The sequence below is a fragment of the Pseudanabaena sp. lw0831 genome (genome assembly GCF_016584665.1).
Classification (GTDB): Bacteria; Cyanobacteriota; Cyanobacteriia; order Pseudanabaenales; family Pseudanabaenaceae; genus Pseudanabaena.
The window spans coordinates 1-17,448 of the sequence record NZ_BBJB01000047.1 but is presented as its reverse complement, the minus strand read 5'-3'; the positions used below and the strand labels follow the sequence as shown (position 1 = coordinate 17,448).

Genomic DNA, 17,448 nt, shown 5'->3' with positions numbered 1-17,448 from the left:
TCTACAGTCGAAATATCAGATTGTCTTTGGATCGCATCAATCTGAGGAGTTTGATTAATATCAACAGTTGTTAAGTCAGTTTCTCTTTGGAGCGTGAGATCGCTTTGTGAAGAATTATCTAAAACAGGTGATTCAGAAAATCTTTGTATTTGTTGATTGTGATCGCCTTGAGAAACAACATCTATAACAGCAATATCAGACTGTTGTTGGGTTTGCTGATTGCGATCGCCCCGAGAAATATCATCTACAGCCAAAATGTCAGATTGTCTTTGCATCGCATCAATCTGAGGAGCTTGAGCAATATTTAGGTCAGTTTCTCTTTGGATCGTGCGATCACTTTGAGAGAAACTATCCAAAACTGACAGCTCAGAAAATCTTTGAATTTGTTGAGTACGATCGCCTTGAGAAATGTCATCTACAGCCGAAATATCAGATTGTCTTTGGATCGCATCAATCTGAGGAGTTTGATTAATATCAAAAGTTGTTAAGTCAGATTCTCTTTGGATCGTGCGATCGCTTTGAGAGGCACTATCTAAAGCCAGCGGCTCAGATTCTCTTTGGATCGTGTGATCGCTTTGTGAAGCATTTTCCCTCTGTATCGTATCCGCCTGAGGAGTTTGAGTAATATTTAGGTCAGTTTCTCTTTGGAGCGTGAGATCGCTTAGTGAAGCATTATCTAAAACAGGTGATTCAGAAAATCTTTGTATTTGTTGATTGTGATCGCCTTGAGAAACAACATCTATAACAGCAATATCAGACTGTTGTTGGGTTTGCTGATTGCGATCGCCTTGAGAAATATTATCTACAGTCGAAATATCAGGTTGTCTTTGTATCGAATCAATCTGAGGAGTTTGAGTAATATTTGATTCAGGTTCTTGGATCGTGCGATCGCTTTGTAAAGCATTATCTAAAACTGACGACTCAGATAATCTTTGAATTTGTTGAGTGAGATCGCCTTGTGAAGTAATATCTACAGGTAAAACATCAGTTTCTCTCTGTGAATCATCAGTCTGAGGAGATTGTGCAATATCAACAGGAGAAAAATCGGATTCTCGCTGAATAGTGCGATCGCTTTGAGAAATACTATCTAAAACAGGCGCATCAGAAGACCTTTGAATTTGCTGTATGCGATCATCTAAAATACCATCTATAGCTGAAACGTTAGATTTTTGCAGTGTTTGCTGAGAGCGATCGCCTTGAGAAATATCACTAACAGCCGAAATGTCAGATTGTCTTTGCATCGCATCAATCTGAGGAGATTGGGTAATATCACCAACAGGAGACAAATCAGTTTCTTGTCGTTGAGTGAGATCGCCTTGTGAAATATCATCTACAGTCGAAATGTCAGATTGTCTTTGTAGAGAATCAGTCTGAGGAGTTTGAGTGATATTTGAGTCAGACTCTTGGTTCGTGAGATCGCCTAGGGGAAACCTGTCTAAAACTTGCGACTCAGAAAATCTTTGTATTTGTTGAATGCGATCGCCTTGAGAAATATTTTCTACAGTCGAAATATCAGATTGTCTTTGGATCGCATCAATCTGAGGAGTTTGATTAATATCAACAGTTGTTAAGTCAGCTTCTCTTTGGATCGTGCGATCGCTTTGAGAGACACTATCTAATGCAATCGGCTCAGAAAATCTTTGTATTTGTTGAATGCGATCGCTCTGTGAAACAGCATTTACAGGAGTAACATCAGATTTTTTCTGTGCATCTTCAGCTTGAAGAGATTGCGTAATGTCAACTGTTGATGAATTAGATTCTCGTTGGATTGTGCGATCGTTTTGAGAAACACTATCTAAAACAGGTGATTCAGAAAATCTTTGTATTTGTTGATTGTGATCGCCTTGAGAAACAACATCTATAACAGCAATATCAGACTGTTGTTGGGTTTGCTGATTGCGATCGCCCCGAGAAATATCATCTACAGCCAAAATGTCAGATTGTCTTTGCATCGCATCAATCTGAGGAGCTTGAGCAATATTTAGGTCAGTTTCTCTTTGGATCGTGCGATCTCTTTGAGAAACACTATCCAAAACTGACAACTCAGAAAACCTTTGAATTTGTTGATTGCGATCGCCTTGCGAAATATTATCTAAAGCCGAAATGTCAGATTCGCTCTGTAAACTTTCAGTTTGGGGAGATTGCGTAATATCAACAGGAGATAAATCAGGTTCTCTCTGAATAGTACGATCGCTTTGAGAGACACTATCTAAAGCCAGTGGCTCAGATTCTCTTTGTCTTTGTTGATTGCGATCGCCTTGTGAAATATCATCTACAGCCAAAATATCAGATTGTCTTTGTATCGCATCAATCCAAGGAGATTGAGTAATATTTAGGTTTGTTTCTCTTTGGATCGTGCGATCGCTTTGGGAAACACTATCCAAAACTGACGGCTCAGAAAATCTTTGAATTTGTTGAGTGAGATCGCCTTGAGAAGGGATATTTACAGGTAAAATATCAGTTTCTCTCTTTGAATCATCAGTCTGAGGAGATTGTGCAATATCAACAGGAGACAAATCGAATTCTCGCTGAATAGTCCGATCGCTTTGAGAGACTCTATCTAAAACAGGTGACTCAGAAAATCTTTGAATTTGTTGAGCGAGATCGCCTTGTGAAACAACATCTATAACAGCAATATCAGACTGTTGTTGGTTTTGCTGATTGCGATCGCCTTGTAAAATATTATCTACAGTCGAAATATCAGGTTGTCTTTGTATCGCATCAATCTGAGGAGTTTGAGTAATATTTAGGTCGGTTTCTCTCTGGATTGTGCGATCGCTTTGAGAGACACTATCTAAAGCAAGCGGCTCAGAAAATCTTTGTATTTGTTGAATGCGATCGCTCTGTGAAACAGCATCTACAGGCGTAACAGTTGATGAATTAGATTCTCGTTGGATTATGAGATCGTTTTGAGAAACACTATCTAAAACAGGTGATTCAGACAATCTTTTAAATTGTTGAGTGCGATCTCTTTGCGAAATGTCATCCACATTAGAAATATCAGGTTGTCTTTGTATCGCATCAATCTGAGGAGTTTGAGTAATATTTGATTCAGGTTCTTGGATCGTGAGATCGCTTTGTGAAACAGCATCTACAGGCGCAATATCAGATTTTTTCTGTACACCTTCAGCTTGTGGAGATTGTGTAATGTCAACTGTTGATGAATTAGATTCTCGTTGGATTGTGCGATCGCTTTGAGAAACACTATCTAAAACAGGTGATTCAAATAATCTTTGAACTTGTTGAGTGCGATCGCCTTGAGAAATATTATCTACAGTCGAAATATCAGGTTGTCTTTGTATCGAATCAATCTGAGGAGTTTGAGTAATATTTAGGTCGGTTTCTCTCTGGATTGTGCGATCGCTTTGAGAGACACTATCTAAAGCCAGCGGCTCAGATTCTCTTTGTATTTGTTGAATGCGATCGCCTTGAGAAATATCGTCTATAGCCGAAGCATCAGATTGTTTCTGTAAAAATTCCTCTTGAATAGTGAGATCATCTCCAGAAAAACTATCTAAAACAGGCGATTCAGGAGATGTTTGAGCTTTCTGAGTATTATCTTTTGTAGATAAATCAGCTTTCGTTTGAATTTGTTGTGTGAGATCGCTTTGAGAAATATTATCTACAGAAGCCGTATCAGATTGTCTTTGTAAAGCATCAGTCTGAGGTGATTGTGTAATATCACCAATATTAGATACAGGTTCTCTTCGAGTAGTGAGATCGCTTTGAGAAATACTATCTAAAGCAAGTGACACAGAAAATTTTTGAATTTGTTGAGTGCGATCGCCTTGCGCAATACTATCTATAGCAGAAATATCAGATTGTCTCTCTATTTCATTGGTTTGAGAAGAAGGATAGTTGTTTAAAGGTTGTCTTTGAATTGATGTGTCGTTTGAAGAAGTACTTGAAAATAGCTTGGCTAGTTGCTTGCGTTGCAGATTTTTTTTTGGGGAAAGAGACTTAGTTTGAATACTAGATTGATTTGCCGCTTGCCCATCAACCGTAGATAGAGAAGTTGGAGATATGGGCTGATCGAAAAACGGAGAATCATCAAATGAACTATTAAGAGGCTCATCATCATTAAGAGCGGCATTATCGGGATTAAATAATGAGACTGCTCCTAAGGGATAGATAAATTTGGGTTGCAAAAAAGACTGCCCAAGAGATGGCGGCACAAGCAGAGGCGCATAATTACCTAATGGAATCTCATCATGTATATCTCCACCGCTACTTGCCTCAAAAGGGATTTTGGTATTTTCAGTCATGATTTAAGAACTGGGGAAAGAACCACTTGATGAATCTCTTGTAACCACTGTCGCTGCTCCACCACCTTCAAAAGCCACTGTCAAGCCTTCAATAGCTAACTTCAATTCTTCAATAGCAACAGCATTCCCATCAGCCTGAAGTGATGGGGCTGACCAACCAACAGGAACTGCACCAATCAACGTCCAACACTGCCTTGTGTCACCAGCTTGATTAAAAAGTAAAATTCGGATATTTCTTCTGCGGCTTGTTGTTGCGGTAAACCATTTCCAGAAACTTAAGTCATTAGTTACACCATGCTTAAGTGTTACTTCAGTAAAAGAAGTATGTTTTAGTAATATTCTTTGTTGATCGTTAACGCCCCCTTCAAAAAAAGTATCTACATCAACCTTAGCGCTTAATCCAGAACATTCTGTGAACCCTGCAACAATTGTTGCTGTAGGCAACATTTCTACATAAAAATGATTAGTTGTAACGTAAGATTCTGCTCTAGCAAACCCACTACTATTAGTCATAGTCTCCCCTCATAATTTCTCCCGACACGTTCTTTTTGTTGTCGCAATTCATTTGTGAGCAATTCATAAACTCGATCGCTGAGTAATCTGATTTGCAAAGGCTCCCGTAAGACTTTTGCCGCAAACTTGGCAAGTTCGGCTTGTTCTTTTGATTCGTCAGAGTGTTTTCCCATCAACGCTTTGCCAAATATATGTATATTTAAACGTATATTTCAGTGTATATCTACCTATAGTATAGCTCCAGTCAAGTTTATTAAAATCAGCAATTCTCATTATGAAACCTGATTTTAAGTTTCGTTTGATCGAAAACTACTGTGAGCTACTTTATTGGGGATTTTAGAGGGATTAGTCCAGTTTGCTTTAGTAGATGTTGGGCTTCTTCGGTTCGCATGATCGAGACAAACCGCTCAGCGATCGGCAATCGACGGTTATCGCGGGTATAGACTACCGAAATCGGATAAGCAAGGGGATAGTTTAGATTGATAAAAGCATTGTAGTTTTGACTGTAACTACCTTTCTCATTGCAAAGATCAGCGTTAGGGGTTATGGGAGCACCATTTGTCCAGACTAGAGGTGCAACGAAGGATCGATAATCATCAGCGATCGCCAGAGGATAGACCGAGCATTGCCCAAAAACCTGACTAATTGAGCCAAAAGAAATACTACCAATATTGCGATCCTCAAAGTCTTGGATTACTTGCCGCAATGAATCAAAAATAGATAGTGATGTGATGCCATTATTTCCATCTTTGCTCAATTGTCGGAAAGCGGCGATCGCTGTTTCATCTTTCAGCACCCGTTTCTCAAAAATCTTGACTGACTCATCATCTAGGGGCATATATAGCTTCACAGGTAAGTCTGGTCCTCCTAACTGCCGCCAATTGATAATTTCTCCTGTGTAAAGTTGGCGCAATTGGGCAAAGGTGAGTCTACCTTCTAGAGAAGTCGGTAAACTGTTATTGCGTTGGGCATAACTAAACGCGACAAACACCGTTAAGCCATCGTAGGCAATATTTTGAGTGATAAAGTTACCGCCAAGATTATCGGTCACACTAGAAATAGCAAAGTCGGCTTGGTTGGATAGCAATTGAGAGATCGGGGACTGATCGGCATTTCTATCAACATTAACTGGCTGATAGCTCAGCTGGAGTTTTGGCTGACGTTTTTGGAGTTCATCTTCGAGGGTCGAACCCTTAGCAATCAAATTATTTTGTAAAAGAGTGTAATTCCAAGTGCCATTTTTGTCAGATATATAGGTGAATTTGCCTTCAGGAATATCGGATATTTGGTTGATACAGCAAGGGAAATTTAGGTTTGCAGCTTTTTGGGGTTGCGTCAACCAGAAATACAGCAAGAAAGCTAGTAGTAATAAGAGAATTATGCCGATCGCGATCGCGATTACTTTTTTAGTTAGCCATCCCCACCAATTTTTCTTAACTGGCTCAACTTCCTCTTGGTCAATAAATTCGAGTAGAGCGTCGCGCTCAATATGTAACCGTAGTAGCGCCCTCCGAGCCACTTCGGCACTGCTATAAGTAGTTTCACCAAAACCGAGTAAATTCTGAACAAATTTTTTCAGTCCCAAATGAACTCTACTGCCCCAATGATCTGGATCATAGGGATTTAAACAAGAACGATTTTCAAGATCGATCACACCACCTTTTAATAGATAGAAAGCGATATAGCCTAAATCTTCGAGATCGCGATTGATGGAATACGCAGGCGTTTGCACATCGGGCGGATAGAAACGATCTTCCCAAAGCGCCATATCATTGAGATAGACTGTAAACCCCTGAAAATTTGATCGGATGGCAATGCTATAAAAGGTTAAATTACCATGAGGTAGCCCTGAAGTCACCACACCAGAGCGCAATCGATACTTTTGAGAATGCAAGGACTCAAGAGTTTGTAAAGCTTGATTAAGAAATGATTTCACCTGCCAGTTACTCATCGCGCCATTCATATCTAAATAATCAGATAAAGTGAGTGCCTCATCAGTTTTGGGCAGGATTGCATAACAGCGTTCTTCACGAACATCTGCGATCGCTTCTATCGGTGTAATTAACCGCGAGTCTTGTTTTCGACCATCTGAAAGTTTGAGTTCTGACGATGCTTCAAAATTACGCTTGCAGGCTCTAGTTTCTTGATCGTTAAAATATTTTTTGGGAATTACATATTCTTTTAATAAAAATGGTTCCCCATCCGTTAGATTTGTAGCGTTATAGAGCCTGCCACTGCCTCGAATGCCGATATAGTTATCAACTTGGTAAACTCCCCCCCTGCCACGAACCTTGACTTCAGGGGGCAAGCTTGCTGGGAACTGACATTTTTTACAATATTTATTATTTGGATCATCGATGACGGTTTCGTGAGGAAATTCGCACCGAAAGGGATTTGATTCTTGACATTGATAGCGAAGAAATTGCGGCTTGATTTGCCAAATTGTCCCCACTCTTTGATCAACAGAAATTTCTTTTAAAATTTCTTTGGTTTCGTCCTTTTCGGGTATTCCTATACCTCGAAAAGAAGTAATTGAAGGAGGTGCAATCCCTAAATCGTCCTTAAGAAAAGGGATTAGAAATCTTAAGGGCGCAGGAACTGTCTTATTTAAAAAGTCAACAAACTTATTGCCAATCAGCCCATCAATAGTGCCAAGAAACTGCCCCCAAAGATCAGTGATGCGTTTCCAGAATTTTTGCCAAACATTTGGAGACTTCTTAGCCATAGATTGCTTGCCTTATTCTTGTTAGACTATTATCGATTACAGGGGTGTGATTTGTGGCAAAGGTTTGTATTGTTTATACATTCTTGTCTAAAGCATATCCCACCACTTTACCCCCATTCAAGATTATGGCAAGAGATCAAGTAGCTCGTCTGTATCGAGCAGCGAAGACAGATTCCCTCCTCAAAGCAAAGCTAAATCAGGCTCCTGATCTTGAAAGTTTTGTGGAGATGGCAAAGGCTGAAGGATACGAATTCACGATCGCAGAATGGCAACAGATGACCAACTTTGAGGTCGAAGAATTAAAGTGTAATCTTTCAGAAATTCCTGGTATTTAGAAATTAGTAAGGTGGGCATTGCCCACCCTACCACCTGATTGGTAGAGGACTGAGTTATGGCTTGACTGGTTTTGGTTTTAAACGCTCGATCGCGATCGCTTTATTGATCGTGGCTTGCATCTGACTAGGATTAAGCTTTAGGGCTTGCTCAAACGAGACTATCGCATCGGCATTGCTATTTAGAGCAAGTAAAGCTAGACCCCGCCCTGTCCAATAGTCAGCATTTTTAACATCGATCACTATTGCTCTGCCATAGGCTGTAGCAGCCTCGGCGTTACGACCAAGGGACATCATTGCTAAACCACGATTAAACCAAGCTGTGTCTGATTTGGGATTAATACCTAGAGCCTGTTGGCTTGCCATCAATGATTCTTGAAACCGATTGAGCCGCCATAACAAAGCCGATTTGTTTGTCCATATATCTGCCAAGAAGATTTGGCTACCAATATTTGCATCGCCTTCAATGGCTTTGTCATAGGCTTTGAGCGCCTCTTCTGTCCGCCCCAATGAGGTAAGAATGCGCCCGTGATTAAACCATGCACTCGATGAGTTTTGGTTAAGGGCGATCGCTTGATTAGTAGAGGACAGCGCTAAGTCAAAACGCCCCAGCGCCCAAAGGGTTGCTGCCCGATTGCCCCAAAAACTAGCTTGGCTTGGCTGTAGGGAGATCGCCCGATTTGCCGAAGCAAGCGCCTCTTCGTACTTACCTAAACCGTTGAGAGCATTAGCTCTCTGATCCCATGCCCAAGCTGGCCCCAAATAGTCCCATTGTTGATCGCCTTCTTGGAGTGCCGAGTTGCAGGCGGCTAGTGCTTCTTTATATTGGCGGAGTTGGTTGAGGGCGGCGCAGGAGTTTGCTAAGGCGAGGGAATATTTTTCTTTCGCCTTGAGCGACCATTCTTGCGAAGCTAAAGCTTCGGCATAGCGACCCAATCTCCATAAAATCATCCCCTGTTCCGCCCAAGCCTGAGCATTTGTCGGCTCGATTGCTACCGCTTTGTCGTAGGAAAATAGAGCTTCATCAAAGCGTTTTAACTGGTTCTGGACTTTGCCCTTAGTTTTCCATGCGATCGCAGGGGTGGATCTGCCCCAATTAGCATTTACCTTGATGGCGCGATCGCAGTCTTGGATCGCATCGGCAGCGCGATCGAGGGTAACAAAAATATCGCAGCGTTCGGTGAGTGCTAAGGAATAATTCGGATTTGAGCGGATGGCAAGCCCAAGCGACTCTAATGCCTCCGCCATTTTCCCCGCCCGTTTTAGCAAGGCTCCTTGGATGTACCACACCATCGCAGGTGATGCATCAGCCCAGTTTTGATCGAGTCTTAGAGCCAATTCACAGGAGGCGATCGCATCTTCATAGCGTTCTAACTCCATCAGCGACCCACAACGTTTTGCCAAACCGCCTGAGTTATCGGGTTTCAGCTTAATAAAGCGATCGTAGGACACCACCGCTTCGATATTCATCCCTAAGCCAGCCATGGCATCGCCACGCTCTAGCCAAGCGATCGGCTCATTCGTATTTAGAGTAATCGCCTGATTGCATGCATCCACTGCCTCCTTGTATTTTCGAGATTTGACCAAGGAACTACAAAGCGAGGCCCAATAGTCAAAATCCTGTAACTTTTCTTGGGCGATCGCGGTCGGTGCGATCGGCAAGTTTAGTAGCAAAATCATGAGTAACCAAAACCGCTTGCCTTGTTTGACTGACTGAAAAAAAGAACGCAAAATCATTGGTAATCCCAATTTCTCAACCACAGGTTTAGCAAAATCTGTCACAAACTACATCGAGTAATGTGATGACAACTTTTCATATCCACATTAATTTATCATTATATTTTCGATGGATGCTATTACTCAATCGGGGTCTGAAAATGAGCATTATGGCTAGGATGTTATTTTCGGGATTTTTTGCGGCGATCGCGATCGCTTTGCCCTTGGCTGCTTTGGCTGATCCTAGTAGCGATCGTATCCAAGCGGCTAATCGTCAACGCCTGATCGAAACTAATCGCTGTCAGGGCTGTAATTTACAAAACACTGACTTGAATGGGCTGAAACTAATTGGGGCAGATTTAAATAAAGCTAACCTCCAAGGGGCAAACCTGCGTAGTGTCGATCTGAGGGGCGCAAATTTGCAAGGAACAAATCTTAGCTATGCCGATCTTAGCTATGCCGATTTGCGGCTTGCTAATTTTGGTCAAGCTAATTTAACGGGGGCAAATCTGAGCAATACGCATTTACTTGAGGCTTCTTTTCGCCAGAGCAATCTCCAAGAGTCTAATCTGACTGACAGTTATGCGGATGGCAATGTCGATGTGTTTACGTCTGTGCGCCAATTTGTCGATCTTGAAGGGGCAAATTTACTTAGAGCCAATCTGACAAATGCCAAGCTAGGTTTTGCCAATCTCGAAAGTGCTAATCTCAGCGAAGTAAATTTAGTTGATGCATATCTGGAAAACGCCTCGTTAATCAATACAAATTTAACGAATGTAAAGTTATGTAACACGACTCTGCAAGATGGGGCAGTAAACAATCAAAACTGTCGTTAAAAAATTTTGATTATGCGAGAATATGCAATATCAAATACATGCTGTGTCTGAGTAAATAAATCTAGGGGTTAGTGACATGTCGCGTACTTACGATTACGAAAAAAAGCCTTCCCAATCCACGACTTCAGTCAAACCCACAGCTTCATTTTTACAAACTAGAGACTTTGCTCCACTTCAGACGGATTTGGATGAAGATGTTACCTTTCGACCATCTGGATACTCTGAGAATTTTCTAGAAAAAATAATTAATCAGCGTGGCACTGAGTCGTCTGATACGCCGATCCAAGCAAAACCCATGAACCGCTTGAAGGCGATCTCATCTCAGCGTATGGCGATACAAGCCAAGCAAAATTATGAGTCCAGTGCTGAATCGACTACTGCATCAATACACGAAAAACCGCAGAACCGCTTGAAGGCGCTTCAATCTGAGCGGATGGCGATTCAAGCCAAGCTGAGTATTGGTGAGCCAAATGATAAGTATGAGCAGGAAGCTGATGCCACTGCATCTAGGGTCGTTCAGCAGATAAATTCGCCAGCACAGGATCAATCTGTCCAACGCGAAGGGGCGATGGAAGAAGATGATGAAGAATTGCAAATGAAACCAATCTCTTCAATCCAACGCGGGGCAATGCCTGAAGATGAAGAGGAGCTTCAGATGAAGCCCGACTCAATCCAGCGGAAACATGCCTCAAACGAGAAAATCAATCGATTGCCATCAAATGAGTCTGAAGAAACGGATGTCACCGCAGAGATTGGTGAAGCAAGACAGACTAATCCGCTATCTATTCACCCCACAAATGCCCCAATCCCAAAGATCAATCGCACCATTGAGGTTGACTCGTTTTCCGCAGATCCGAGGGTTTCTCAAGTTAAGAGCCAGAGTTCTGCGATCGACGTAAATCGAAAAGTCAATCGTCAAGCAGACACGGTGGATACATCGGACTTTGACATCCAAACGATTCAACGTATGCCCCAGATTACCCCCGCGCCGCAGTCTACGATCCAGCGAGATGACACAACTGGCGTTGAACCCTCTAAAAACAAGGCTCCCAACTTTTTGGCAGGTTCGCTCTACAACAAGAACCCAGAACTTCCTCGGTGGGACAAGAACCATAATGCTGCACTGGACAAGTGGAAAGCAGTAGCTGACAAAGATTTAGCAGATGGGAATATCGATCAGGCAAAGCATAACCTCGCTATGGCTAATTATGCAAAGCTAAAGAAAGATGTAAAGGACTCCCCCTCCCTCAAGATTGGTGAAGGCGTGCGTTCTTTTGTTCTTGAAACATTTTGCGGTCCGTTCATGTACATCAGCGAGTATCGTCGCAAAAAGTTTACGGATAGTTTCAGCGAGAATAAAGCCATATATTCGGATATGGGCTCGGAATCAGTGGATAAAACCGAACCCCACGGAGTCCTTAGATTTTTAGCTAACTCAGAAAAGGTCATTTCCGAAGTCGGTAAAATAATCGGATGGATCGGGCTTGTTTGTGGGATTTCTTCATTTATTGCTGCCGCGATTCCTTACGGTCAACCTGCCGCTGCGGTGTTGGCTGCGATCGCCACGGTATGCGGTCTTACTACAGCCGGCATCGCCCTAGTTCGATTGATTTTGAATACTATTCTAGCGGTTTCAAATCTTGGTTTCCACACCAAAGCTATGGCAGGCAGTCCTCCTGATGTTGCTGTTGCTAATAATGCTCGCAAACAGACTTACAAACACCTTGCACAAGCGATCTCGAACATTATTAGCCTTGCCTCGGCAGGCGCTGGCTTAGGAATAACATTTGGTGCGGGAAGTGGAATCAACCTTGATACTACTTTGAGTAGCTCCTCGGCTCAAGCAGCAGCAACAGCTACTGGGCCTAAAGTCGCTAGTGTGCTAAGCACAACTGCAAGGGGAGTTCCCTTGGGAGGGATCGGTAAGGGTGTGGAAGAGGGAATTAAGCAGATCGGGAAAGAAAAGCACGATCTTGTTCCTCCTCCAGTTGCTGCCTCTCAAACAGTCGTCGCTCCACCGCAAACACTTCCCACACCGCCACAGTCAGTTGCACCTTCATTAAATAATTCTCAATCCTCTTTGACCTCGTCTCAATCTTCGCTCGGAGCTTCTCAAACAGTCGTCGCTCCACCGCAAACACTTCCCACACCGCCACAGTCAGTTGCACCTTCATTAAATAATTCTCAATCCTCTTTGACCTCGTCTCAATCTTCGCTCGGAGCTTCTCAAACAGTCGTCGCTCCACCGCAAACACTTCCCACACCGCCGCAGTCAGTTGCACCTTCATTAAATAATTCTCAATCCTCTTTGACCTCGTCTCAATCTTCGCTCGGAGCTTCTCAAACTGTCGTCGCTCCACCGCAAACACTTGCACCTCCAGTTCAAGCCCAACCTCCAGTCCGTCCTCGAATGGGTCGAAGCAGATCTGCTCCAGAACTGGGCGAATTACGACTCAAGCCAGCTAACGATCTTTTCTTGCAGCGTACTCCAGATGAAGCACAAGAAGCTGAGAAAGCCGCAGCCTTAGCTTCTGCCAAAACCGAAGCGCAGCAAATTATTCAAGATAACGTTAAAGGAACCCTAGATTCGGGACGCGACGCTTCAAATACAGAACAATCGAATATCGGGCAAGCCGATCAAAATTTAGCAACAGGAGCAACCAATTTAAACCAGTTGGTAAAACCAACTAGCGACATCGACAAAAGTGCGGACACGATCGACGCGGAAGCTCAGAAGGGTGAAACCTCTCTTGATGTCGATGTAAAATCCTCGATATCGAAAGATAAGCTCAAGAATGAAAGTGGGGCTGAGTCAGAACGCTCGAAGATCGAGCAACTCGACGAAAAGCTGACTGAAGCGGAGACCGCAGGCGGAATCGCTAAAGATGAAGAGAAGCCCACTTTTAAACAAAAACTCAAGAATCTATTCAAATCTGGATGGAAAAGTGTCAAGAGTTTCTTCCTTAAAGCCTACGGTAACCTTAAAGCAAGGTTGAAGAAAATTTTTGCTGCAATTCAGATTAAAATCGCTCAAATGGTTGTCAAGTTTGCCGGACTGACCGAACCCGTCCAGGCACTTCAGGCAGGTGTTGGTTCCGCCAAGGCAAATGTGGCACCCGCTCGCGACTCGATCGCCGATTCACTTGCTAGCAATCAAGAAACAGGTGTGGCATCCGATCAGCTTTTAGCGGCGTTGGCTGCGTATAAAGGATAAACTTAGACAATAGGTTGATATAGAGAGTTACATGATGAATAAAAGTATAAATCAAGGTATCACTCAGGCAGGCTTGCTATCCTTTATTGGTTTTATGGCTGGCATTGTATCAGGTTGGTCTGGTGCGATCGCAGGTGGCTCCCCTGCCGACATTGGCGCGATCAACGCGAATATCTATTTAGCTTTGATCCTGATTTTACCTATTGCCATACTGATCTGGAACGCGATCGCGATCGGGCAAGAAGATCGCGATATTTTCAGCAATGTTGCTAGTCTGAGTCTGACGATGGCGATCGCCGCCATACTTGGATGCATTGCCGCCACCACCTTGTTTATGCTAGTCACCGTGCAAATTTCCACGGTATTCAAGGGTTTAGATCGCGTACAGCTAAGCATTGCCCTGATGTCAGCAATAGGTTGGTTTAAATTCGTTGTTCTGCTTGCTGCAACATGTACATCTGCCATAGTCGCAGGAATGCTTAACTATAGAAAGTTCCGAAATTCATCTTCATAGCCGTGAAAATCAAAAATCTCCGCCATACATTTGAGCGTAATCTTACGTTTTTTGCTCCGTCAACAACATTTGAAGTATTCACTCCCAAGTTGATTCTTAGTAAACGGGCTGAAGCGATCGTTACCTGCCAACTCACCTTTTGTGTCGATTGGGAGACCTACCAAAAAATTGATTCAGGCGCTCTCTTCAATCTTCAGCCTGAAATCAGAGGGAACATACATGGCAAACCATTCGAGAGTGGGAGAGAAGTCGAGCTATCGCTCAATCTTCGCCCAGACCTATTGCCGCAACTAGCAGTCTACGGGCAGAATGTTGCAGGCATTGCTGATTTATTTACCCGTGCCAGTAACGATCCATCTACCCAGTCTCTAGTTACTGCCAACCATTGGTTTGCACTTCAGATCGAGCAAAAGCAAGACCAAGAGAAATCCTATTATCACACCCTGTGGTATCACCTCAAAATCTCAAAGGATACTCCAAAAATGCTTGAGAAAGGCAATTTTTTACCAGCGATCGTCAAGTTTATTCAGGAAAGACCTGACCTCGATCCTGAAACCATTGGTGAGAGCTTAGCAAGTGAATTGACCCCTTCATTTCTGACGGAAATATTTGCTGCGGTTAGTGAAAATATGCAGGAAGAATTGGGAATTCCATTTCCTCGAGACATTTTACATCTTCTTGACGAGGAATTTTCTCAAACAACTTCGCCAAAATATAATGAACCATTGAGCCATGAATTAAAGGACTTGCTGGCAGAGAAACTAGAGACTTTATTTACCCTAGACAGCACGGAAGAGACAAATCCAAACGAAAATGTTTCAGATCGTCCCGACTCCACCAAGAGCCGTCTATTCGAGACCACGTTGGGCTTTTTTGCGGACGAAGGATGGACAATTTACGCCTTAAAGGGAGAAACAACGTTCGGGACAATCTATAAGGGACAAGAACGAGAATTTATCTGCTATGCCCGCATCTATGTGGATGCCGAACAATTGATCTTTTACTCTATCTTTCCCGAAGTCGTTCCAGAATCGAGAAGAAGCCCTGTTTCGGAATTCTTGACCCGTTTAAATTTCGGTCTGTTAATTGGCAATTTTGAGATGAATTTTTTGAATGGACAAATTCGCTATAAAACTAGCATAGATGTCGAAGGCGATCGCCTAACGGCAGAGTTGATTGGGCAATTGGTGCGCGCCAATCTGAATACTATGGAAGGGGCTCACCAGCACATTTCCATAGTAATTAATGGAGAACTTTCTCCAGAGGAAGCAATAGCATCGTTACAAACCCAGACCATAAAGCCACCCATCTACCCCACAACACAACCAGTCGATCCATGCTAGGATGACTCCAGTTATCCAGGCTAGAAGCTCGGTCGAGAAACAGTTATTACACTCTTGAATCTCGCAGAATTTGGGTTTCCGAAAACTGGCATCCCCTAATTTTTGATGGTGCGATCGCTGATCGAATAGGTGGATTTAAAGAATGGAACCCTACACTAACAGACATTGTAAGCACCGATCGCAATTTTGCTTAAATGTTGGTTATTGCTGACGATCCATCCAACATACTTTCTCGAAAGTGCCAATCTCAGCGAAGTAAATTTAGTTGATGCTTACTCCCTTCCCAGTGAATAATACCAAAACTAAAAATGGCATAGCCATTTTTAGTTTTTAAAACCCTTACTGGGTTTGGGTTTTAATTCACAAAAGTGTTGTCACACTTTCGTGAATTGGTATAATTAGTGGTGCGCGGAGAAGCCTCGCATCACTAATTAGGGTTTGCTGATAAAGCAAGAAAGAGTTGAAATTTGGGGTATTCAAGGAATAAAAAATTTGAACATTAGGTGTACCTGACAAAAATAGGCGATCGCAGTTTGATCTTGAGATTAAAAGCGATCGCTATAAACTCTGACATTGAGAACAAAAGTGCGTCGATCGCCCGCCGAGCTTAATCCTTGAAATTACTGTGCCACAGACATTACAAGGCTGACCTGTACGTCGAAATACCCAAGCCGTATCGATGTAGTTCCCCTTAAGTCCTGCAACATTCTGAAAAGAACTAAAAGTCGTCCCACCCTTCGCTATACCATCACGAAGAGAACGAATAATCCCTTGATGTAGAGATGCGATCTGAGCCAAATCAAGAGAATTTGCTGCTTTTTGAGGATGGATTTTGCCAAGAAACAATGATTCATCAGCATAGATATTTCCAATACCCGCAACAGTTTCCTGATCTAGAAGCACGGTCTTAATCGGGCGACCTGTACGGCGAAATTTAGCGGCTAAATGCTCTGGAGTAAACTCAGGATCAAAAGGTTCCAAACCTAACTTCTGCAACCCCGTAATAATTGATTCCGTTATTTGATCGGATGGAACCCACCAAACCTTACCAAAAGTCCTCTGATCGTCAAACCTCAACTCCTTCTGACCAAAAATTTTTCCCTTTTCCCCTTTTCCTTTTTCCTCTAAAAATAGCCTCACCCGCGTATGTTTACCTATAACCGTATCGCGATCGCACCAGAGCAAACTCCCCGTCATTCGCAAATGCACACCTAATTGATTGCCTTGCGAAAGCTGAGCAATTAAATATTTCCCCCGACGCTGCCAATCAATGAACTCAGTACCAATTACCGATGCTAAAAAAGTCTCTGAATTTTCAGGATAGGCGATCGCACGGGGCAGCAATACCTCACCGCCTTCAATCTGCCAACCTAACGTATTTTCATTTAAACCGATACGAACCGTCTCAACTTCTGGTAATTCTGGCATTATTTAAGTAGTTAAGCAAAATTAATTACATATTTTGAACCAAACTCTCGAAGAACTTTTTCAACATATGAGACTAAACTTTCCCAAGATTCATATGCATTTAGTTCAATCCACTCATATTTCATAAACCGCCATAAAATTTCAATCAAGTTTAACTGGGGACTATAAGGAGGCAACAGAAAAATCTCGACTTGCTGACTTTTCCACTCCTCCAGTTTTTCATTAATCATTTGACTGGTGTGAATAGAGGCTTTATCCATAACAATCACAGTAGGCTTGGTAGATTGGCGAGCAAAGTCATCAATACAAGCGAGAATGACTGCACTGGTGATACTACGTTCAAAAACATAAGCAGATAAGTCATTGTTTCGATTCATCAACCCCACGACATTTAACCGCTTACTACGTTGACTGGGTAGGCTTAAACCCAGTCCTTTCTCTTGCCAAGCATAGGGAATCGGTGGAGTCAAAGAAAAGCCACTTTCATCAAGATATCGCAAATCGATTTTGCCCTGCATTTCCTGTTCAAGCAATTCGGTGAGTTGTTGCTGTTTCTCTCTAT

The 17,448-nt window shown here is 42.7% G+C and carries 12 protein-coding genes; 5 read left to right on the top strand and 7 right to left on the bottom strand.

Going from position 1 to position 17,448, the window contains the following annotated elements; genetic code table 11:
* The 4 genes from APA_RS08290 to APA_RS08275 form a co-directional block, all read right to left on the bottom strand.
* The coding region (locus APA_RS08290) for a hypothetical protein (protein ID WP_201321819.1) at window positions 1-4,265 on the bottom strand (4,265 nt) is incomplete at its 3' end.
* Between the two features lie 3 nt (window positions 4,266-4,268).
* Window positions 4,269-4,778: a phage tail protein gene (locus tag APA_RS08285; RefSeq protein ID WP_201321818.1), complete on the bottom strand. Its 510-nt coding sequence runs from the start codon at window positions 4,776-4,778 to the stop codon at window positions 4,269-4,271.
* The gene (locus APA_RS08280; RefSeq protein WP_201321817.1) at window positions 4,775-4,951 is read right to left on the bottom strand and encodes a hypothetical protein; all 177 of its coding nucleotides are present in this window, start codon (window positions 4,949-4,951) and stop codon (window positions 4,775-4,777) included. Before APA_RS08280 ends, APA_RS08285 begins: the two co-directional genes overlap by 4 nt.
* A 146-nt stretch (window positions 4,952-5,097) precedes the next feature.
* Window positions 5,098-7,503: a substrate-binding domain-containing protein gene (locus APA_RS08275; RefSeq protein WP_201321816.1), complete on the bottom strand. Its 2,406-nt coding sequence runs from the start codon at window positions 7,501-7,503 to the stop codon at window positions 5,098-5,100.
* 125 nt (window positions 7,504-7,628) lie between these two features.
* Here APA_RS08275 and APA_RS08270 point away from each other — a divergent pair, with 125 nt between their 5' ends.
* Entirely contained in the window at window positions 7,629-7,838 is a 210-nt protein-coding gene (locus tag APA_RS08270; protein WP_201321815.1) for a Nif11-like leader peptide family natural product precursor, read from the top strand.
* 54 nt (window positions 7,839-7,892) lie between these two features.
* Here APA_RS08270 and APA_RS08265 read toward each other — a convergent pair whose 3' ends face one another.
* Window positions 7,893-9,617, bottom strand: a complete 1,725-nt coding sequence (locus tag APA_RS08265) for a tetratricopeptide repeat protein (RefSeq protein WP_236579459.1) — start codon at window positions 9,615-9,617, stop codon at window positions 7,893-7,895.
* Between the two features lie 104 nt (window positions 9,618-9,721).
* Between APA_RS08265 and APA_RS08260 the strand changes: the two genes are divergently transcribed.
* From APA_RS08260 to APA_RS08245, 4 genes are all read left to right on the top strand, one after another.
* Window positions 9,722-10,387: a pentapeptide repeat-containing protein gene (locus tag APA_RS08260; protein ID WP_201321814.1), complete on the top strand. Its 666-nt coding sequence runs from the start codon at window positions 9,722-9,724 to the stop codon at window positions 10,385-10,387.
* Window positions 10,388-10,463: 76 nt separating this feature from the next.
* Window positions 10,464-13,601: a hypothetical protein gene (locus APA_RS08255; RefSeq protein WP_201321813.1), complete on the top strand. Its 3,138-nt coding sequence runs from the start codon at window positions 10,464-10,466 to the stop codon at window positions 13,599-13,601.
* Between the two features lie 34 nt (window positions 13,602-13,635).
* Entirely contained in the window at window positions 13,636-14,115 is a 480-nt protein-coding gene (locus APA_RS08250; RefSeq protein ID WP_201321812.1) for a hypothetical protein, read from the top strand.
* Between the two features lie 2 nt (window positions 14,116-14,117).
* Entirely contained in the window at window positions 14,118-15,458 is a 1,341-nt protein-coding gene (locus APA_RS08245; RefSeq protein WP_201321811.1) for a YbjN domain-containing protein, read from the top strand.
* 558 nt (window positions 15,459-16,016) lie between these two features.
* Here APA_RS08245 and APA_RS08240 read toward each other — a convergent pair.
* On the bottom strand, window positions 16,017-16,886 hold the full coding sequence (locus tag APA_RS08240) for a DNA-formamidopyrimidine glycosylase (RefSeq protein WP_201321810.1): 870 nt from the start codon (window positions 16,884-16,886) through the stop codon (window positions 16,017-16,019).
* Between the two features lie 11 nt (window positions 16,887-16,897).
* Window positions 16,898-17,448: IS630 family transposase (locus APA_RS08235; protein ID WP_201320743.1), on the bottom strand; the 551-nt coding region annotated here is incomplete at its 5' end.